Origin of the sequence: Ligilactobacillus aviarius (assembly GCF_001654615.1) — a bacterium.
Classification (GTDB): Bacteria; Bacillota; Bacilli; order Lactobacillales; family Lactobacillaceae; genus Ligilactobacillus; species Ligilactobacillus aviarius_B.
In genome coordinates this window covers 33,095-52,748 of sequence record NZ_LWUD01000001.1, presented here as the reverse complement: position 1 = coordinate 52,748, position 19,654 = coordinate 33,095, and the positions used below count along the sequence as shown (strand labels likewise).

The window sequence follows — 19,654 nt, the reverse complement described above, 5'->3', positions numbered from 1 at the left end:
TAGAACAATCCCATTTAGGATTTCCTATATGACTATTATCTCAGGTACCACACAGTACTAAAACAAAGAATTTAATTTTTAAGGAAAATCATCGTGAGATGATTACAAAATATATATTACGAGGGAGAATTGAAAATGACAGACTATCGAATTGAGGCCGATACGCTTGGTGATGTTAAGATTCCGCAAACGGCATTGTGGGGTCCGCAAACTGAACGGAGCCGGCATAACTTTCCAACAGGAGCTTTAATGCCGTTGGACGTGATCAAGGCAATGTTAAACATCAAGAAAGCCGCCGCCTTGGCCAACCTTGAACAGGGAAATATTGAAAAGGAAAAGGCAGATTTGATCGTTAAGGCCGTGGACGCTTTACTGGCCCAAAATGATGCTGAATTACGGCAAGAATTCCCGCTTCACGTTTACCAAACGGGTTCCGGAACACAAACGAACATGAACGTTAATGAAGTCGTAGCGCATAAAGCGGCTCAAATTGACGATTCAGTTGAAATTTTGCCCAACGATGATGTTAACCGCAGTCAAAGTTCAAATGACACGTTCCCAACCGCAATGAATATTGCAGCGCTTGAAAAGGTTAGTGAGCTTGAAAAAGCTGCGCACCACTTGATCACGGTGTTGGACGAAAAGCAACGTGAATTTTGGGACGTTGTTAAAATCGGGCGGACGCACTTACAAGACGCAACCCCGTTAACGTTTGGCCAGGAAGTCAGCGGCTGGAAGAGTATGGTTCAGCATGACGTTGACTACTTATCCGAATTGAAACCAACCTTGAACGAATTGGCAATTGGCGGAACGGCGGTGGGGACCGGTTTGAATACCCCAGACGGGTTTGCCGATCAAATTACTAAGCACCTGAATCAGATCTATGGCGGTAACTTAACGGCCAAGTCCAACAAGTTTTATGGATTAGCCGCTCATTCGGGACTTAACGTTGTTCATGGTGCAATTAAGACATTAGCCAGCGATCTATTGAAGATTGCAAATGATGTTCGCTTCCTCGCAAGCGGTCCGCGCGCGGGTTACAATGAATTAAATATTCCAGCAAACGAACCGGGATCATCAATTATGCCCGGAAAGGTCAATCCAACTCAAGCTGAAGCCATCACGATGGCTGCTGCGCGGGTCATGGGCAATGATACGACGATCACGATTGCTTGCTCGCAAGGTAACTTTGAAATGAACGTTTATAAACCGGTTTTGATTGCCGCATTCCTTGAATCATGTGAGATTCTTACCGGAACGATCATGGGCTTTACGGACAAGATGGTTGCCGGATTGACGGTCAACCGGGAACGGATGCAAGCCTTAGTCGACAACTCGTTGATGACTGTTACCGCATTATCACCGCATATCGGTTACCATGCAAGTGCTGAAATTGCCCAAATGGCAGAACGCGAAGGAACCACTTTGCGGGAAGCCGCATTGAAGTCTGGCAAAGTAACCGCTGAACAATTCGATCAATGGGTCGATCCGTTGAAGATGACGAATTATGATAAATAAAAATTGAGAAAGGAATCCATTGAGGATCGAACAGGCAGCGATCGCACCCGTGAGGTATACAAAAAGAGATGTGGGCGGGCCGTCCACCAATGGATTGCTAATGAAGGAGGTTGTGATATAAGTCGCAACCTCCTTTGCTATATTCGCATAATCGGGTTCCAAAACAAACGAGCTGAGTGGAAGTTCGAAAATCTCCGAATCTATGCTGACGCGATTCATTCGCTTTTCTGCTTCCACCACGCTCGTTTTTAAAGTTTTGTCACACCTTCCTTTTAGTATAAAAAATGACAAGGTTCTTGACCTTGCCATTTTGTTATTTTTATTCAGTTTAGTTCATGTATTCGCGGGTCATTGGCATGTTGATTCCGCTTGGCCCCTTGGTTAATTGGAACTGCATGACATCAATGTTGCCGGATTCAAATGAAGCGGCACATGCTTGCAAGTACAAGTCCCACATCCGTGCAAACCGTTCACCCATTTTCGCAACAATTTCTTCACGGTGCGCGTTAAAGTTCTTGTCCCAGATTTCAAGCGTCTTTTGATAATGCCGCCGCAAACTTTCAAGATCAGATAATTGAAGTTCGGCTTCGACAATGTTAGTCATGTTTTCAACCAATCCTGGAATGTAGCCGCCAGGGAAGATGTATTTATCAAGCCAGGCATTGGAAGCCCCGCCTTGTTGCCGCGTGATTCCGTGGATCAAGGCGATTCCGTCATCTTTAAGGTACTTATTGATGATCTTGAAGTACCGCGGTAACTCATCATGGCCGACGTGTTCGAACATCCCGACGCTTGTAATGTAATCAAACGGTTCGTGTTTCAGCTCACGGTAGTCTTCAAGGATTACTTCAGCTTGACCTTCAAGTCCAAGTTCCTTGATTTGTTGGTTAACGTAGTTGTACTGTTCCTTACTCAAGGTAATCCCAGTAACTTTCAGGTTATATTCCTTGGCGGCCGTCAACATCAATGTTCCCCAGCCACAACCAATATCAAGCATGGTCTTGCCCGGTTGCGGATCGAGCTTCTTTAAAATGTGGTGAACCTTATTCATTTGTGCTTGTTCCAAGGTATCATCTGGATTTTCAAAGTAGGCACATGAGTAAGTCATCGTTGAATCCAGCCACAACTTGTAAAAGTCATTTCCGATGTCGTAATGGCTTTGAATATCCGCCTTATTTTTGTTTTCAGAATGATCTTGGTGAGGGTGGTACTTTTTCAGTTTGGCACTGCGCAAAAAGCTGCCTTCTGAACGATATGCAGAGGCAATGATCTTTTGGATCGAGCCTTGGATATCAATAATGCCATCCATATATGCTTCGCCAAGACAGACGGATGGATTCTTGATCAATTCCTTAACAGGGATATTATCACGAAAGGTAATCACTGCTTCGGGAGTTCCATCGCCACCGTATTGTTTGCTTGAACCATCAGCATAGTTGACTTTGACCGGAAAATCAAAGGAATGCTTCAAAATGGTTTTAAAAAGCATGCTATCAAGCATATAAATGCCCCCAATATATAATAATTAGCAATTATAGATATCAAGATATATCTAATAGTTTAAATTTTACCATTCCTGACATTTAGATACAAATTGATTGATTTGTTTGTAGCTTGCCAAATTAAAAAATATATGCTAAGAATACAATTAAATTTGGCACTGTACGTTTAAATAAAGGGGAAAACGATGAAATTAATTCATAACCACACTTCATTAGACGAAACAGCATATTTATTAGAAAATAAGCAAAGCCGTGAATTTTTACGCGAATCAATTCAACAACTTCAAGATGGAAATGTGAAGATTCTTACTCCTGATGATTGGGAAAATTTAAAAAATACTTGGAATATAAATGAGTAGAATTGGAGACGTTACTTAGTTGATTAAAAAGATAGGTACATGGATCAAAAAAATAATCAAATGGGGATTTATACTATGGCTAATGTTTGATTTGATTGCTGGTGGAGTCAGAATTGTTTTGTTTAACAATTTTTATAATGTTGAACAAAAAATGACATATTTATACAAAAATTGTAATTGTGGTCTCCCACAATCAAACTATGATTTAATTGAAAAAAGTGGTGGAAGTTCTGAAGAATACGAAGATACTTTTTGGTATTCATATACGATTAAGGTTAATTCCTCTAGATATCTCTATGTTATGAGTGACACCCCTAAAAATGCTGGGGGTTGGGAGGTAATTGATAAAAGGAATCATCAGGATTATTTTTATGACATCGAACAAAAAGACTATGAAACGGAGTCAGGGAAAAAGGTTAGTTTAAGTAAAGATAAAGATATAAGGCGGCAATTAGACTTAACCCTTAATAAAATTGGCAAGAAAATGAATTATCAGTTTAAGTTGTTTTAATTGATTTATCTTATCGCACATTCTTATTGCGCGTTTTGTTAAAAATGATAGAATAGCATAGTACACTTAAATAGTTACAATTCATTCCCGATAGGATTCACGTTTGTGAAGATGCCTTGTAACCATTTAAAATTATTAATTCAAATGGGGGACGTTTTTTATGTCAGAAAAATATTTATTTACTTCAGAATCTGTATCTGAAGGGCATCCAGATAAGATTGCTGACCAAATCAGCGATGCCATTTTAGATGCTGTTTTAAAGCAGGACCCGCAAGCCCGGGCTGCGATCGAGACGACTGTTACAACTGGATTAGTCGTTGTTGTCGGTGAAATGTCAACTTCCGCATACGTTGACATTCAAAAGATTGCCCGTCAAACGATCAATGATATTGGTTACGTTGATGGTAAGTTTGGGTTTGACGGTGATTCATGTGCGGTCTTGACGGCCATTGATGAACAATCACCTGATATTGCGCAGGGGGTTGATGAATCAATCGAACGGCGCGAAGGCGATCAAGATGAATTTGATGAAATCGGTGCCGGCGACCAAGGAATGATGTTTGGTTACGCCATTAACGAAACACCGGAATTAATGCCAATGCCGTTAATGTTAAGCCACAAGTTGATGCGTAAACTTGCTGAAATCCGGAAGAACGGGATTTTAACTTACCTTGGACCGGATGCTAAAGCCCAAGTTACGATCGAATACGATGAAAACCACAAGCCAAAGCGGGTTGACACGGTTGTTCTTTCAACCCAACACTTGGCTGATGCATCACTTGAACAAATTCGGAAAGATGTTATTGAAAAGGTAATTAAGAAGGTTATCCCAGCTGACCTGTTGGATGACCAAACCAAGATCTACGTTAACCCAACTGGCCGGTTCGTAATTGGCGGTCCTCACGGGGATTCAGGATTAACTGGCCGGAAGATCATCGTTGACACGTATGGTGGAGCTGCTCACCATGGTGGCGGAGCCTTCTCTGGAAAAGACGCAACCAAGGTTGACCGTTCAGCAAGTTACGCTGCCCGGTACATTGCCAAAAATATCGTTGCTGCCGGCTTCGCTGACGAAGTTGAAATTCAACTTGCATACGCGATTGGGGTTGCTCGTCCGGTTTCAATTTCAGTCAACACCTTTGGCACCGGCAAAGTCAGCGAAGACAAGTTAGTGGCTGCAATTCGCAAGGTCTTTGATTTACGTCCAGCCGGCATCATCAAGATGTTAGACTTGCGCCGGCCAATTTACAAGCAAACCGCTGCTTACGGCGCATTCGGCCGTGATGATCTTGACCTTCCATGGGAAAAGACAGATAAGGTCGATGAATTAAAGAAAGTAATCGCTAACGAAAAATAATTGATTTGACAATCGCTCGAATGCCAAGTATACTGAATGACAGTTTAAAAGAGTCCTTTAATTTGGTCCTGTGAGGCCACAAAAGACATTCGGGTTTATTTGAGAAAATCAAATTTGAAAATAGCTTTTGTGTATCACAGGATATGCAAAGGCTATTTTTTGTTAGGAGGAAGTTTTTATGGCTGAAAAGAAACACGATGTTGTCTTAGATGTCAATGAACGGCCGAAACCAGGGCAATGGGTCGGACTGTCAATTCAGCATATGTTTTCAATGTTTGGCTCAACCGTTTTGGTTCCAATTCTGGTTGGACTAAATCCAGGAATCGCCTTATTCAGTTCCGGGGTCGGAACGTTGATGTATATCCTGATTACGAAAGGCAAGATCCCCGCATATATGGGATCGAGTTTTTCATTCATTGTGCCGATGGTTGCCTTAATGAAGACGGTCGGTTATCCGGGAATCGCCCAAGGAACGATTGCCGTTGGGTGTGTATACCTGATCGTGTCGCTGATCGTCAGCAAAATCGGTTCGGATTGGATCGATAAGATCTTACCGCCGATCGTTGTTGGGCCGATCATCATGGTAATTGGGTTATCGCTCGCGGGAACAGCTGCAAAGGATGCAACGATCAACGCTGCTGGTCACTATGACTTGCGGTACTTCTTAGTTGCATTGTTAACCTTAATGATTACGATCTTCTTTAACATGTATCTCAAAGGATTCATGGGATTGATTCCGATTCTTTTAGGAATCGTCTTCGGTTACGGAATTGCATGCTTATTCGGTCTGGTCAACTTTGCGCCGATTGCCAAGGCACACTGGATCAGTTTGCCAGCATTCCAAATTCCATTTGTGACGTACCACCCGCATATTTTCTGGGGTGCGATCTTAAGTATGGCGCCAATTGCGTTCGTTACCATGACGGAACACATGGGGCACATTATGGTCTTGAATGAATTGACTGACCGGGATTTCTTCAAGGATCCGGGATTAAACCACACACTTGCTGGTGATGGGACGGCTTCAATTATTGCCGGGCTTGTAGGGGGTCCGCCGGTTACAAGTTACGGTGAAAACATTGGGGTTCTTGCAATCACTAAGGTTCACAGTGTTTACGTTCTTGGCGGAGCGGCATTATTTGCAATCCTGTTCAGTTTTATCGATAAGTTAAGTGCGTTGATCCAATCAATTCCAAGTCCGGTAATCGGTGGGATCTCATTCCTGCTTTTCGGGGTAATTGCCTCAAACGGATTAAAGGTTTTGATCGATAACAAAGTTGATTTAGGAAAGAAGCGTAACTTAATGGTTGCCTCAACGATTTTAGTTATTGGGATCGGAAATGCTTACCTTCAACTTGGGCAATATCAATTCTCTGGCTTAGCTGTTGCATCAGTCATCGGGGTTATTTTGAACTTGATTTTGCCAGATAAAGCCAATAGCGAAAAAGAAGTTGAAGCCAAAGCGGCCAAACGCAATGACTAAAAATTAAATTGGAGCTTACCAATTAATAAAATTAAACGAATGATTTTAGATATTAGAACCGATTTACAAACAATAAGGTATTATTTTTAATTAATGTTAATATTTTGATTGAATTATCGAATTTAATTGGGTACAATTAGATTGTTATAAATTTACTAGCAATTATATTGAGGAGGAGAACAATTGTATCTCGCAGTTAATATTATTGGTTTACTTATATTCCTTCTGATCGGCTGGCTCTTTTCAAAGGACCGCAAGAAGATCGATTGGAAGGGTATCGGCATTATGGTAGTCTTCAACCTTTTGATGGCGTTCTTCTTGGTTAAGGTTCCGTGGGGACGTGACATCGTTAAGGGCTTAGCTGCCGGATTCGACACATTGATTCAAGTCGCATACAAGGGGATTGCATTCTGTATCCCAAGTATGGTTCACGTGAAAAACATGGACTTCTTTGTCAGCGTCTTATTGCCAATTCTTTTGATCGTTCCATTATTTGACATCTTAACTTACATTGGTTTCTTACCATGGGTTATCAAGTGGATCGGAAAGATTTTGGCATTCATCACCCGGCAACCGAAGTTCGAATCATTCTTCGCTGTCGAAATGATGTTCTTAGGAAACACTGAAGCCTTAGCTGTTTCATCTCTTCAATTGAAACAAATGAAGGCATCACGGAACTTGACCCTTGCGATGATGTCAATGAGTTGTGTTACAGCTTCAATTTTAGGTTCATACATGCAAATGATGCCGGCTCAATTCATTTTGACCGCTGTCCCGATCAACGTGATCAACGCTTTGATCGTCACTGCAATGCTTAACCCGGTTGAAGTTTCAGAAGCCGAAGATACAATTGCCACAATGAAAGGCTCAGCAGCCAAAGAATCAGGCGATGTTGAAGCTGACGGCAAGAAAGAACCATTCTTCTCATTCTTAGGCGACTCAATTTTGGGTGCTGGCCGTTTGGTATTGATCATCGCTGCCAACGTTATCACTTTCGTTGCTTTAGCTGCTTTGATCGATAAGATTCTTTCATTAGTACATATTTGGTCAATGGAAAAGATCCTTGGCTACATCCTTTATCCATTTGCATGGCTCTTAGGGGTCGGTGGCGATCCGCACACTGTCTTGCAATTAAGTCAGTACATGGGAACAAAGCTGATCACCAACGAATTTGTTGTTATGGGTAAGGTTTCACCAATCATCCATACTTTTGCACCACACTTTAGAGCTGTCTTGACAGTCTTCTTAACATCATTTGCTAACCTTTCAACAATCGGAATGATCATCGGTTGCTTCAAGGGAATCGTAAATCGTGAAAAGAACGACTTGATCTCAAAGAACGTTGGATACATGCTTCTTTCAGGAATTCTTGTATCCCTTCTTTCAGCTGCAATGGTTGGATTATACGTTTGGTAATATTTTAAAAAAAAGCTTGAAGAAGGTCGCATTGAGTGGCCTTCTTTTGTTTTAACCGCTTTGTTTGCTATAATAATCAACTGTGATATTTTTTACGGAGGATTATTGAATGAATTCGAAAACTTTACGAGCGGTTACCGCAACGGGGATTTTATCGTTTGCTGGAATTGTCGTTGAAACCGCGATGAACGTTGCTTTTCCAACGCTCATGCGGGATTTTCACGTTTCAACATCTGCGGTTCAGTGGTTAACGACCGGGTACTTACTGATTCTTGCACTCGTAATTCCAACATCGTCATTTTTAAAACGCAGCTTTAAGACAAAAAGTTTATTTGTAATTTCAAACTTATTCTTTATTTTAGGAACGGTAGCAGCCATGATTGCGCCATCCTTTGCAATTATTTTGCTTGGACGGTTGATTCAAGGAATTGGAACCGGAATCGCATTGCCGTTAATGTTTAACATCATTGTTGAACAGGTACCGATTTCCAAGACCGGAACGGTAATGGGGTTTGCGAACCTGATCATTGCAATCGCGCCGGCAGTTGGACCGACAATGGGCGGTTTCATTGTTAAAATGTTTGGTTGGCGGGTCATTTTTCTGGTATTATTACCATTGCTAGTGATTTCATTGATTCTTGGAATAACATCCATTACTCAAAAATCAGCGATTGAACATTTGAAATTTGATTTTGTCAGTTGGATCATTTTGGCAATTGCGTTCAGCAGCCTCGTGTTTGCAACGAACCAGGCTTCAATTTCTGGGTGGCTTGACTGGCGCGTAATTGTTCTATTGCTGGTGAGTGGGTTTGCCATTCTTGGATTCTACAAGTATTCAAAGAAGCCGCATCATCCATTGATTCGGACCAACGTATTCCTAAATTGGCGGTTTGATTTAAGCACGATCGCACTGATGATTTCCCAGTTCAGTATCCTCGGAACAAGTTTCTTGTTACCAAACTTTGCGCAGTTGTCACTTCATCGAAATGCCTTCGTTGCTGGTTTACTGCTTTTGCCAGGGACAACACTAGGAATTTTCCTGTCACTGCTTGGCGGAAAATTGTACGATGTTTGGGGAGCACGGAAACCGATTATGCTTGGATTCAGTTTGTATGCAATTGCAACCTTACTTTTCAGCATCTTCATGCCGCAAATGACGATTTGGATGATCGTTATCTTCTTTGCGATTGCAATCATGGGACAGGCATTTAGTTCCGGAAACACGATGACAAGCGGGCTTCATCAAGTTGAAGACCAATTCAGTACCGATGCAAATGCGGTTTTGAATACCGTTCAGCAATTAGCCGGCGCATTGGGAACCTCAATTGTTGCGACGATCGTTGCCGAACATCAAAGTGCAGCGCACCGAATTGCCTTGGGGACGATGACCGGTGTACGGACTGCATTTTGCCTGCTGTTTATCCTGCAGTTAATTGCATTGTTATTTACATTTTTAGTTACTCAAAAATCAACAGCAAAAAAATAAAAATCGAAATGAGGCGATAAAATGGTTACAGTTAACGTTATTTTAGGAAGCAACCGTCAAGTTGCGATTGGTAAGCGGTTGTTTAAATACCTTGAAAATCAAATTGCACCATTGGTCGGTGAACGTGATGAAATCAATTTCAAATTCATCACGTTAGATCAATATCATTTGGATTTCTTCCATGAAGATTTACCCCCGATCAATAATCCAGAACGGGAACTTGCGCCCAATGAGCAACAATGGATTGATGACATGCAAGCCGCTGACGGATACATCTTCATTACTCCGGAATATAATCATTCAATTCCAGCGGTTTTAAAGAATGCAATTGATTATTTAGCATTTGAAGGCAATCGGAAGCCGACTAAAATTATCAGTTATGCCGATAGTATGCGCGCTGGTCAATTTGGCGGCGAAGCTTTGCGTGAAGTGATTAATCGGTTAGGCTTTATCACATTGCCAATGATCACCACGGTCGGTAAGGTTACAGCAAACTTTTCAGCAGATGGCTTTTTGCTTGAAGACGCGCCATCTGGAGCATATTACCAGAAGAAGTTACTTGAAACTTTGCATGAAATTGGCTTTTACAGTCGCATTTTAAAGGACCATCCATACCAGGAATTTAATAGCAAGGTGTGAAAAAACAATAAAAACGAGCGTGGTGGAAGCAGAAAAGCGAACGAATCGCGGAGCATAGATTCGGAGGTTTTCGAACTTCCAAATAGCTCGTTTGTTTTGGAATCCGATTATGCGAAAAAGACAAGGAGGTTGTGATATAAATCACAATCTCTTTCTTACTACCATGAGGAGTGATTGAGTTGGAAAAACAATTTTTTAACCAAATTTTGACTAACAGTTTGATTCAAGAAAATTCAAATCATTCTAACCAGTACCTTGCGCCGCAAATTATTACTAATCAGCCGCATGATTGTTTGTGGCAGCACCTTAAATACGAACTGCTGCACTGTAAAGAATTTAAATGGGCGGTCGCTTTTATTACCCGTGATATGCTGACGCCGTTAAAAGTGATTTTAAAGGAACTGGCAGATAAAGCCGTACATGGAACTTTGATCACGGGGACATACTTAGGGTTTAATGAGCCCGCTGCTTTTCGCGAGTTAATGAAGATCTCTAATCTTGATGTTCGCATTGTGAATACTCCCGGATTTCACGCGAAGGGATATTTCTTTGATTATGATGAATACCAAACGGCGTATGTTGGAAGTGCAAATTTTACACGCAGTGCATTGATTCAAAATCAAGAATGGAACTTACGGCTGACTTCAATGCATCAGGGGCAGTTTGTTAACCAGCTCAACCAGGAATTTGACCGGTTATTGCAGCAAAGTTTCCCGTTAACGGATGATTGGATCGATGAATATCAAGAAAATTACGTTAAACCGCAGCGGCCGGGTTCATCATCACGAACCGGTCAGCCAGCGCCGATTGCTCCTAATAAAATGCAAACAGTAGCGCTGAGTGAATTAGAAGATTTGTATTATCAGCAACATGCTTCTCGGGGACTGATCGTTTCAGCGACGGGAACGGGGAAAACGTACTTAGCGGCTTTTTGGACGAAAAAATTTAAGCCGCACCACTTTTTATTTGTCGTTCACCGTGAACAGATTTTGTTAAAGGCTAAGGAAAGTTTTTATAAAGTAATCGGCGGAGCGAAATCTGATTTCGGAATTTTGAGCGGTAATCAGCACCATGCAGAAGCCAAATACGTTTTTGCAACGGTCCAAACCATTTCACAAATGGAAAAGATGAAGCAGTTTGCTTCTGATGAATTTGATCTTATCATTATTGATGAAGCGCACCATGCCGCTGCCAAGAATTACCAAGCATTATTAAATTACTTCAAACCGCAATTTTGGCTGGGAATGACCGCAACGCCTGAACGGATGGATAATCAGGACGTTTTTCAGCTTTTTGATTATAACTTAGCATATGAAATTCGCTTGCAAGATGCCTTAGAAAATAACATGCTATGTCCGTTTCACTATGTTGGCGTTGCAGATTATGAAATCAACGGCCAGTTGATCGATGATACGACATCATTAAAGCATTTAACGGCAAATGACCGGGTCGATTATGTTTTAGATCAGTTGAACTATTATGGTGATACCGGGCAACCGATTGCCGGATTAGTTTTTTGCAGTCGCACGGCTGAAGCCACCGAACTGGCGCAGATTTTTACGCAAAAAGGCCATCCGGCAGCGGCATTGACGAATCAATCAAGCGCAACGGAGCGGGCAAAGGTGATTGCATTGCTTGAAAACCATCAGATTGAATATATCATTACGGTCGATTTATTTAATGAAGGAATCGATATTCCGTGCTTGAATCAAATCGTAATGCTGCGCAGCACGCAATCAAGCATTGTCTTTACTCAGCAACTCGGCCGTGGTTTGCGAAAGTATCCCGGAAAAAATTTCGTAACGGTCATTGATTTTATCGGCAATTACCGAAATAACTATTTAATTCCGATTGCTCTTTATGGTGATAACGACGGTGATCCGGACCATTTGAGAGCTGAACTGCTGACTGAAGATCTTGTCGGCGTTTCGACGATCAATTTTACGTCAATTTCAAAGCAGGTTATTTTGGATTCGCTGGCAAAGGTCAAACTAAATTCGCTTCAAACGTTAAAGGGTGAATACTTAAACTTGAAGCACCAACTTGGACGCCCACCGTTATTGATGGATTATCAAAAATTTGGAACCGTTTCGGCTCGTCCGTTTATTGAAAATCCACGGCTAAACAACTATGCGGAATTTTTAGAGAAAATGGGTGCAAAAATTCAGCTTTCAGAGTACCAAAATCAGGTTTTGACGTTCATCACAAAAGAACTGGCCAATGGGAAGCGACCGCATGAACTGATCGTGTTGCAGGAATTGATCGAGCATGGGCATATTGCATTTGATCAGTTGAAGCAAATTTTCAATTCGCGGCATATTTATGTCAACGATGCGGTCATTCAATCGATTATTCAGGTCCTTTCATTAGCGTTCTTTGACGTTAAGGCTGGAAAGACGACCCGCAAAGCGCAATACGGGAACCATTCATTGATTCAAACTGACTTATTGGAAATCAGTTTAAGTTCAACATTTAAGCAGGCATTAACTCAAAACGCATCTGATTTTAAGTGTCTTGTAAGCGATGCAATCAATGTTGGATTAGATTTCAATCAGCATTACGCCAACCAGAAACAATTCACGCTGTATCAGTCATACTCGCGCAAAGATGTTTGTCGGCTTTTGAATTGGGAAAAGGATGTCAGTGCACCGCTTTACGGTTACCGGGTAACGGATGAAGTGTGTCCGATTTTTATTACATATCATAAAAGTGATGACGAACATCAACGCAGTGCCCGTTATCAAAATGATTTTACGGCAAATTCCGTAATCAAGTGGTATACACGCAGTCCGCGGCATTTAACCTCAGAAGAAGTTCAAAAGTTATTGCGAGGAGTCGATCAAGGAAAGCAGCAAACGCGGATTGAAATTTTTATCAAACGCAATGACGCAGCGGGAAAAGAATTTAGCTATGTTGGTGAAGGGGAAATCATTCCAGGCTCCGCGCATGAAGAAAAAATCGCTTCAAATCGGGGGCGTGAAAAGGCGGTTGTTGCGATGGAAATTCGATTAAAAACGCCGTTAACACTGGCCGCAGCGCAGAAAATAACCGATTAGTCTATATTATTTATGAGCAATTATCCATAATGAAATTCATATAGAAATTATAATAATAATTTTTGACGCAATTTAAAAAAATCGATACAATGAAGATGTTGATAGGAGATCGGTGATGATAGCAAAGAACTACAAAGCAATCTTAAAAAGAAAGGCGATGTAGGAGGATGCAGTTAGGTAAAAACCTGAAAATTGCTCGTCAAAATTCGGGATACACCCAAGAAGAAGTGTCAAATATCTTATTTGTTTCCCAACAAACGATTTCAAATTGGGAAAAGGAGATCAGCACTCCGAGTGTAAGTGACTTGGTCAAGATCAGTAATTTGTATCAAGTCTCAGTCGACACACTTTTGAAGGATCAATTGTAGTGCACATCAAAATTGTATCCAAAATATTTTCTATTAATTGACGACTTTTTATGGCAAAATAAAGAAAAAGGTTAAGCGAATTGGAGAATGAATCAGGGAGATTTGGGGAATTTTAATTAGAAAGAGTGATTGAGATGTGGTTAATGGTCGGATGTCAGTCAGGAAAAGTATATTTGAAAGCGTCAACTAAAGCTGAGCTTAACCAGCTTGCAATTACCAAGTACAAACGGACAGACAACGCAACAACCCGTTTCCGTCAAGAATTATATCCGGAACCGATGCGTTATATGAAAAAAGCATAATGATGAAAGGATCGTGCAGCATGCACGGTCCTTTTTTTGCCCATGATGTTATAATAATGACAGAATTTAAAAGAAATAGGGTGAAAAAATGAAAGTTAATGTTCCATTAGATCACGGTTTTTTGCCTGATAAATATGCTAAAAAAGCAGCGCCTGAATTCCAATTGGAAGATCATCCAATTGTTTCTTTCCCAATTGATATTCAAGATGCGCCTGTTGGAACCCAAACTTTTGCATTAACGTTAGTTGACTTTGATGCGATTCCAGTTTGCGGCTTCGCATGGATTCACTGGACTGCAGCTAACATTCCGGTTGAATTGAATCATTTACCAGAAAACGCTAGCCGTGAATTACATGACTTTATTCAGGGAAATAATAGTGCTGCCGGTTACCTTGTTGGCGGCGACCAAACGATTAGTCGCAACTATCTTGGACCGCGGCCACCAGAAGGCGTTCACAACTATACATTGACTGTTTACGCCCTCGATACCAAACTTCCACTGGAAAACGGCTACTGGATGAACGAACTGTTAGATACCATGAAGGGGCATGTTTTGGAAAAGGCAAGGGTTGAATTACCTTATGAAGGATAATTTGAATTAGAGAACTAAGATGGATGCCTTAGTTCTCTTTTTTTTTGCAAAAAATGCAAAAAATGCAAAATCAAAATTTTATGCAAAAAATGCAAAAACCAGCCAAAATAAGCAGAAAAAATTTTTTTGAGAAACATAACTTTAAAAAAATAGATTGCGAAAAATTTCGCAATCTATTTTTACGATTTCTTCGGCTGATAATTTAACCCAATCACCGCAATAATAATCAAAATCGAGCCAATGATTTCAGCAACGCTAAGCGTTAATCCCATTAAGATGACTGAGCCAAAGGTTGCCGTAATTGGTTCAAAGGCATCCAATAAACTCATAATCGTTGGGTTGACGTGTTTAAGTGCCACCGAGAATAACAGAAATGGAATGATCGTGCCGATTAAAATTACACCGATGATCTCAATAAAGTTTACCGGCGCTAAACTTACTTTGGGAACCACCGGATGGATAATTGATAACGCAATTCCTGCAATCAAAATTCCCCAACCCGTAACCGTAAGGGCGTCATACTTTTGAAGTAACTGACGGGGGCTAACCGTCGTTGTCATTACCCCAACAGCAGATAAGATTCCAAAAAGAAGGACTGCTGGTGTAATTGCAAGGTGGGTAAACTTTCCGTTCGTTGCAACCGTTGCGACTCCAATAAAGGCAACGACCGCACTGATGATTTCGATTCGGCGGGGAAGTTGATGATGAACCAATGCCATGTAAAGCATTACAAAAAACGGTCCAACAAATTGAAGAATCGTTGCAATCGACGCGTTGCCATAATTCACCGTAATAAAATAAAACAATTGATCAGGAATCATTCCGATCACGCCGTAGACCAAAAGTTGACAAACGGCATGCCAATCGCGAAAGACGGCAAAAGGGTGACAACCGCAAAGCGCAGCCAACAACACCATGATTCCTCCAGCACAAATCATTCGAATTTGAGTAAGAAACACGGGAGTCATTTGCGGAACTTCAAACAAAAACTTAGCAATGATTCCTGACAATCCCCAAAAGATCGAAGCGACCGCGCCAAAAACGATCCATCGGCGCTGATTATTAACTTGCAATCCAATTCTCCTTCTTTCCATAAAGAAAGCCGTGACGTTCAGCCACAGCTTTCATTCTCTTTCCACTTACGAAATTTTATTCAAAGTCATCTTCAGTCGCAGTGATTTTAACGATTTTCAATCCTAAGCGGTTAGCTAATTGAACTGGATACCAACTATCGTCTTTATCGCCGTCAAAATCCATAAACGGTTTTGCATCCATCCAAAAATCACTGAAAGTTACTTTTTCGTGGCCTTCTTCGCCACTAACTGAACTAACATAACCTTTTTCTTCACTTTTAAGTACGAATACACTATCTAAATTCATGGTTAAAATCTCCTTTACTACCTTTATTGTAAAAGATAATTCATTAATATCCAAGAATTTTCATGCACTATTTTTCAGCAGTGTATTCCTTTTTTCCAATCAAAATGATCAAAATAATTCCAACAAGGGTCAGCCCGCCAATATACCACCAGCGCATTGCAAGGTGTGTGCCGCCAAGGTAGAAGTTCCCGATCATTGCGATTAACAGAACACTGACCATTCCAATCCATTGCGGCTTCGTGAAGGCTTCGCCAATTGAACTGCGTTGTTCGCGCCGCGTTACGTATGGCATGATCGCACCTAAGCCAATCAAAACGATGATTGCGATGATATTGATTGCTAATTCATACCACCATGTTCCTGAGAATTGACTGACATCTTGCGGAGCAATTCCTAAGATCGTCGCAACCGCAGTAACGATCAGCATCCACCAGCCGACTGCTAACGCAAATTTCCGGTTTTTAATAAAGACGTATTCTGATGGGAATTGGTCTTCCTTTTCACGAATCTTAATAAATGCGAAGAAGATCCAGCAGGTAACCCCAGGGGAAACGATGCCGTTAAGGTTCAGTAACCAGTTGAAAATGTCGTTCATATCCGGAAGGAAGATTCCAAGTCCGATAATGAAGGCACTTAAAACGCAGGTTAAGATGTAGCCGTTAACAGGCAAACCATTGGCATTTGTTTTCCGTAAAAACTTCGGCATGTATTTTGAACCCGTATCGGAAATCAAAATCCGCGTCATCGCATCCAATAAAACGGCTAATAAAGCACACATGTAGAAGACTTCCGTCCATGCAAAGCAATACATGAAGAAGTTTCCAACGTGGAATTGCCGTCCAAGAGCTTGGAAGGCATAGTATGAACCATTCATCTTAAGGTCATTTGGCAAGTGGTGGGCATTAAAGAATACTCCCAGTGAGAATGAACCAAAAATCGTTAAGAAGGCTGTCATGACCGCTAACATAATCATGGCCTTCGGAAAGTCTGATTTCGGTTTCTTCATCCGGGTAACGAATGGGGCAACTAATTCCGCACCGTTCATTGCATAAATCAACATCCCAATCGTTGCAAAGTATTTAAAGTTAAAGGTTGGAAGAATTGCATGCAAGTTAAACGGTTGGGTCGCAATGTGACGGCCTTCAGCCAAAGCCCCAAATGTCATGATTACAAAGAGAACCGTCATTCCAAACATGGCAACCCCGCCAATGGTACTTAAGACTTCAAGTGAATTTTTGAAACGCGATTGAATAAAAATGAAAATTACAAAGACTAATAAACTTAATAATGCAAATCTAGCATTTGAAAGGTGATTTTCAAGGGAATCATTCCCGTTAAAACACCAGCCAAGCCCGACAACAACCGAGTTCGCCGTATCAACAACATACGGGATCGATGCGGCCCAGTATGTCCAGGCAGTAAAATAACCGAGAAACTCGCCGCTTGTTCCGCGAACCCACGAGCTTAACCCGCCGCCTTCCTTACTGAACGCCGATCCAAGCTGACCGACCATTAATGAGTAGGGAATCACGTAAATAAATAACATGATCACCCAACTTGAAATTACACTTAATCCTTGATTTTGAAAGTTATAAATCAAATCATCAAAGCCAATAACGGTTACAAAATCCATTAACGCCAGTACTGGCCAGGTGATATATGACTTCTTCGGTTGATTAACATCCTCCATCATAATTGAATTCGCTCCTTTAATTTAACGTATCAAGTTAATTTTACCTTAAATTCAGAACGAAGAGAATAAGGAATTCAATATCGTTGGAATTTTAGAAAAATTTCTTTACTAAAATCGAATATAAACTTCAGAATATTTTAAAAATAATTCTTATTTTAGTCTTTTTTTTCATTGACATCTTTTGGTATTATTTAGTTGTACAGTGAAAATAATATAAATAAAGGGTGTTGTTGCATGACAAAAAGAGAAGTTTTACTTGTCACCAACAAAAAAGGATTGAGCGATTCATTAGTTTCAGTATCAACTGATTTAGAAGTTTTATGGGCTGGGGACCATAAACAAGCACTTGCAATTTATCAGCGTGAACGCAATACCATTCAAGCAGTGATCATTGACTGGGATGATCCGGCAATCAACGCTGCTGATGTGATTGGACAAATCCATCATGAAAGTACCGTTCCGGTAATTGCAATGATCAGCAAAGAGAACGTTAACGCCGTGGTCGGCAATCCTGCCGTTAATGACTACGTAACGAAACCATTTGGAACAGAAGAGCTATTGGCACGGACACAAGTTGTGATTCGGCGGAATAAGACCAAAACAACGGTCAATGATAGTATTTACCGCATTCAAGATCTTACATTGAATTTGAAAACCAGTCAGGTATACCGGAATGGTGAAAGTATCCGGTTAACTCACCGTGAATTTCAAATGTTATTGCTTTTATTTGAACACCAAGGCGATGTTCTTTCACGGGACATGCTTTTAGATCAAATTTGGGGTAAGGACTTTAAGGGCCAACAAAACATTGTTGACGTTTATGTCCGGCTCTTACGGCAAAAAATTCACGATGATGACCGGTCAAACCGGCTTATCCGGACGATTCGCGGAGTTGGATACGGCCTGGCTACCAAGTAATTTGGTAACTTTCACATATTTTTCTTAAATATCAAAAATATTTCATAAAAAAACTAAGGCTTAGTAACTGATTAACCTAATTATCCTTCTATAATTTTATTCGTTAAGTTATGGGAGGTAATTCGAATGAAGAAAAATAATAAGTTAGTTCTTTTAGGCGCTGCATTAACAATGACTGCAGGCTTAAGCATGGTAGGTGCAAGTGTTAATGCTGATCAAGTAATTAATGCAGGTCAATATACTGAAAGTGCACAACAATTACAACAAATCTTTACAAACAAGAACAAGAACTTCTCATTAAAGGAAGTTTCTGTTGAAAATCATAATGATAACAAGCAAGAACCAGTATATGAATTAGAAGGGTTCAACGCTAAGAAGACTCAAAGTGCAAAGATGGTTGTTAACGCTGAAAAGACAAACGAAGTCATCAAGAACAAGACAAAGAAGATGTCTTCAAGCGATAAGAAAGATGCAAATGCATTAAACGTTAATGATGTAAAGAAGAGTCCAGTTGACGCAATCAACTTGGCTAAGAAGTACGCTAACGTAACCGGCAACCCAACATCATGGAAACTTGAAATGACAAAGGTTAACGGTAATGAAACTCCAGTTTATGAAGTTGAATTTGATGGAACAGCAACTGCTACAAGTTCATCATCAGCTTCATCAGCTAAGAGTTCAAGCGTAAAAAATGCAAAGGCCAAGAAGAGCTCAAAGGCTTCATCAAAGAAAGCCATCAAGAACGCCAAGAAAGTTACTGTTAAGTTAAATGCAACAGATGGTAACAAGATTGCCGTTGAAAATGACGACTAATTATTATCACTAAAGGTTAAATTTATACGATTTAAGGAGACTGTGATTGAGTTCACAGTCTTCTTTTTTTGCTCAAAAATTAAATTGTTAGTAATTTAATCAAACGTTTTTAATAACTTTGAAGTAAATCAGCAAATTTGCTAAATGTTAAATTTTAAACCCCCATTTCGATACAAAATTCCAAACATTAATTCCTATATCAGGTCCATCATTGATCACCATCTTATTTTAGATATTGTTCGTATTCATAAGATTAAAAAG

General features: G+C 40.6%; 18 protein-coding genes and 1 riboswitch. Of the genes, 14 read left to right on the top strand and 4 right to left on the bottom strand.

Annotated elements, in window-relative coordinates:
* Positions 1-135 precede the first annotated feature (135 nt).
* Positions 136-1,518, top strand: coding sequence for a class II fumarate hydratase (locus A3O17_RS00240; RefSeq protein ID WP_064213102.1), 1,383 nt, complete (start codon positions 136-138; stop codon positions 1,516-1,518).
* Positions 1,519-1,846: 328 nt separating this feature from the next.
* Here A3O17_RS00240 and A3O17_RS00235 read toward each other — a convergent pair whose 3' ends face one another.
* Positions 1,847-3,019, bottom strand: coding sequence for an SAM-dependent methyltransferase (locus A3O17_RS00235; RefSeq protein ID WP_064213101.1), 1,173 nt, complete (start codon positions 3,017-3,019; stop codon positions 1,847-1,849).
* Positions 3,020-3,205: 186 nt separating this feature from the next.
* On the opposite strand from A3O17_RS00235, the gene A3O17_RS07850 reads away from it, so the two are divergent.
* The 11 genes from A3O17_RS07850 (at position 3,206) to A3O17_RS00190 (ending at position 14,589) form a co-directional block, all read left to right on the top strand.
* On the top strand, positions 3,206-3,379 hold the full coding sequence (locus A3O17_RS07850) for a hypothetical protein (RefSeq protein WP_155728916.1): 174 nt from the start codon (positions 3,206-3,208) through the stop codon (positions 3,377-3,379).
* Between the two features lie 19 nt (positions 3,380-3,398).
* Positions 3,399-3,890, top strand: a complete 492-nt coding sequence (locus A3O17_RS00230) for a hypothetical protein (protein WP_064213100.1) — start codon at positions 3,399-3,401, stop codon at positions 3,888-3,890.
* Positions 3,891-3,959: 69 nt separating this feature from the next.
* Positions 3,960-4,053, top strand: a riboswitch (SMK box riboswitch).
* On the top strand, positions 4,051-5,247 hold the full coding sequence (gene metK, locus A3O17_RS00225) for a methionine adenosyltransferase (protein ID WP_057827456.1): 1,197 nt from the start codon (positions 4,051-4,053) through the stop codon (positions 5,245-5,247). (Overlaps the previous riboswitch by 3 nt.)
* Positions 5,248-5,425: 178 nt before the next feature.
* On the top strand, positions 5,426-6,730 hold the full coding sequence (locus A3O17_RS00220) for a uracil-xanthine permease family protein (RefSeq protein ID WP_064213099.1): 1,305 nt from the start codon (positions 5,426-5,428) through the stop codon (positions 6,728-6,730).
* A 183-nt stretch (positions 6,731-6,913) separates the two neighbouring features.
* Positions 6,914-8,146, top strand: a complete 1,233-nt coding sequence (locus A3O17_RS00215) for a NupC/NupG family nucleoside CNT transporter (RefSeq protein WP_064208759.1) — start codon at positions 6,914-6,916, stop codon at positions 8,144-8,146.
* A gap of 109 nt (positions 8,147-8,255) precedes the next feature.
* On the top strand, positions 8,256-9,632 hold the full coding sequence (locus tag A3O17_RS00210; protein ID WP_064213098.1) for a DHA2 family efflux MFS transporter permease subunit: 1,377 nt from the start codon (positions 8,256-8,258) through the stop codon (positions 9,630-9,632).
* A 21-nt stretch (positions 9,633-9,653) separates the two neighbouring features.
* Complete coding sequence (locus A3O17_RS00205) at positions 9,654-10,271, top strand: NADPH-dependent FMN reductase (protein ID WP_064213097.1); 618 nt, start codon at positions 9,654-9,656, stop codon at positions 10,269-10,271.
* 206 nt (positions 10,272-10,477) lie between these two features.
* A complete protein-coding gene (locus A3O17_RS00200; protein WP_081255652.1) occupies positions 10,478-13,327 on the top strand; it encodes a DUF3427 domain-containing protein in 2,850 nt (949 codons plus the stop codon).
* Between the two features lie 167 nt (positions 13,328-13,494).
* Entirely contained in the window at positions 13,495-13,695 is a 201-nt protein-coding gene (locus A3O17_RS00195; protein ID WP_057827462.1) for a helix-turn-helix domain-containing protein, read from the top strand.
* Between the two features lie 134 nt (positions 13,696-13,829).
* Positions 13,830-13,997: a hypothetical protein gene (locus A3O17_RS07845; protein WP_155519394.1), complete on the top strand. Its 168-nt coding sequence runs from the start codon at positions 13,830-13,832 to the stop codon at positions 13,995-13,997.
* An 88-nt stretch (positions 13,998-14,085) separates the two neighbouring features.
* Positions 14,086-14,589 carry a YbhB/YbcL family Raf kinase inhibitor-like protein gene (locus A3O17_RS00190; protein ID WP_064208755.1) on the top strand — a complete coding sequence of 168 codons (504 nt, stop codon included), beginning with the start codon at positions 14,086-14,088 and terminating at the stop codon, positions 14,587-14,589.
* A gap of 179 nt (positions 14,590-14,768) precedes the next feature.
* Here A3O17_RS00190 and A3O17_RS00185 read toward each other — a convergent pair whose 3' ends face one another.
* The 3 genes from A3O17_RS00185 to A3O17_RS00175 form a co-directional block, all read right to left on the bottom strand.
* On the bottom strand, positions 14,769-15,662 hold the full coding sequence (locus A3O17_RS00185) for a DMT family transporter (RefSeq protein ID WP_225354709.1): 894 nt from the start codon (positions 15,660-15,662) through the stop codon (positions 14,769-14,771).
* A gap of 76 nt (positions 15,663-15,738) precedes the next feature.
* Complete coding sequence (locus tag A3O17_RS00180; protein ID WP_064213094.1) at positions 15,739-15,969, bottom strand: hypothetical protein; 231 nt, start codon at positions 15,967-15,969, stop codon at positions 15,739-15,741.
* A 67-nt stretch (positions 15,970-16,036) separates the two neighbouring features.
* A complete protein-coding gene (locus A3O17_RS00175; protein ID WP_064213104.1) occupies positions 16,037-17,659 on the bottom strand; it encodes an APC family permease in 1,623 nt (540 codons plus the stop codon).
* Positions 17,660-17,896: 237 nt separating this feature from the next.
* Between A3O17_RS00175 and A3O17_RS00170 the strand changes: the two genes are divergently transcribed.
* Together A3O17_RS00170 and A3O17_RS00165 are read left to right on the top strand one after the other, a co-directional pair.
* Entirely contained in the window at positions 17,897-18,580 is a 684-nt protein-coding gene (locus A3O17_RS00170) for a response regulator transcription factor (protein WP_064213093.1), read from the top strand.
* A gap of 126 nt (positions 18,581-18,706) precedes the next feature.
* Complete coding sequence (locus A3O17_RS00165) at positions 18,707-19,393, top strand: PepSY domain-containing protein (RefSeq protein ID WP_064213092.1); 687 nt, start codon at positions 18,707-18,709, stop codon at positions 19,391-19,393.
* Positions 19,394-19,654 lie beyond the last annotated feature (261 nt).

Coding starts and splice junctions, on each gene's coding strand:
- metK (WP_057827456.1), top strand. CDS start 4,051: ATGTCAGAAAAATATTTATTTACTTCAGAATCTGTATCTGAAGGGCAT.
- A3O17_RS00195 (WP_057827462.1), top strand. CDS start 13,495: ATGCAGTTAGGTAAAAACCTGAAAATTGCTCGTCAAAATTCGGGATAC.
- A3O17_RS00180 (WP_064213094.1), bottom strand. CDS start 15,969: ATGAATTTAGATAGTGTATTCGTACTTAAAAGTGAAGAAAAAGGTTAT.
- A3O17_RS00220 (WP_064213099.1), top strand. CDS start 5,426: ATGGCTGAAAAGAAACACGATGTTGTCTTAGATGTCAATGAACGGCCG.
- A3O17_RS00175 (WP_064213104.1), bottom strand. CDS start 17,659: ATGGAGGATGTTAATCAACCGAAGAAGTCATATATCACCTGGCCAGTA.
- A3O17_RS00205 (WP_064213097.1), top strand. CDS start 9,654: ATGGTTACAGTTAACGTTATTTTAGGAAGCAACCGTCAAGTTGCGATT.
- A3O17_RS00210 (WP_064213098.1), top strand. CDS start 8,256: ATGAATTCGAAAACTTTACGAGCGGTTACCGCAACGGGGATTTTATCG.
- A3O17_RS00190 (WP_064208755.1), top strand. CDS start 14,086: ATGAAAGTTAATGTTCCATTAGATCACGGTTTTTTGCCTGATAAATAT.
- A3O17_RS00240 (WP_064213102.1), top strand. CDS start 136: ATGACAGACTATCGAATTGAGGCCGATACGCTTGGTGATGTTAAGATT.
- A3O17_RS00170 (WP_064213093.1), top strand. CDS start 17,897: ATGACAAAAAGAGAAGTTTTACTTGTCACCAACAAAAAAGGATTGAGC.
- A3O17_RS00165 (WP_064213092.1), top strand. CDS start 18,707: ATGAAGAAAAATAATAAGTTAGTTCTTTTAGGCGCTGCATTAACAATG.
- A3O17_RS07850 (WP_155728916.1), top strand. CDS start 3,206: ATGAAATTAATTCATAACCACACTTCATTAGACGAAACAGCATATTTA.
- A3O17_RS00235 (WP_064213101.1), bottom strand. CDS start 3,019: ATGCTTGATAGCATGCTTTTTAAAACCATTTTGAAGCATTCCTTTGAT.
- A3O17_RS07845 (WP_155519394.1), top strand. CDS start 13,830: ATGTGGTTAATGGTCGGATGTCAGTCAGGAAAAGTATATTTGAAAGCG.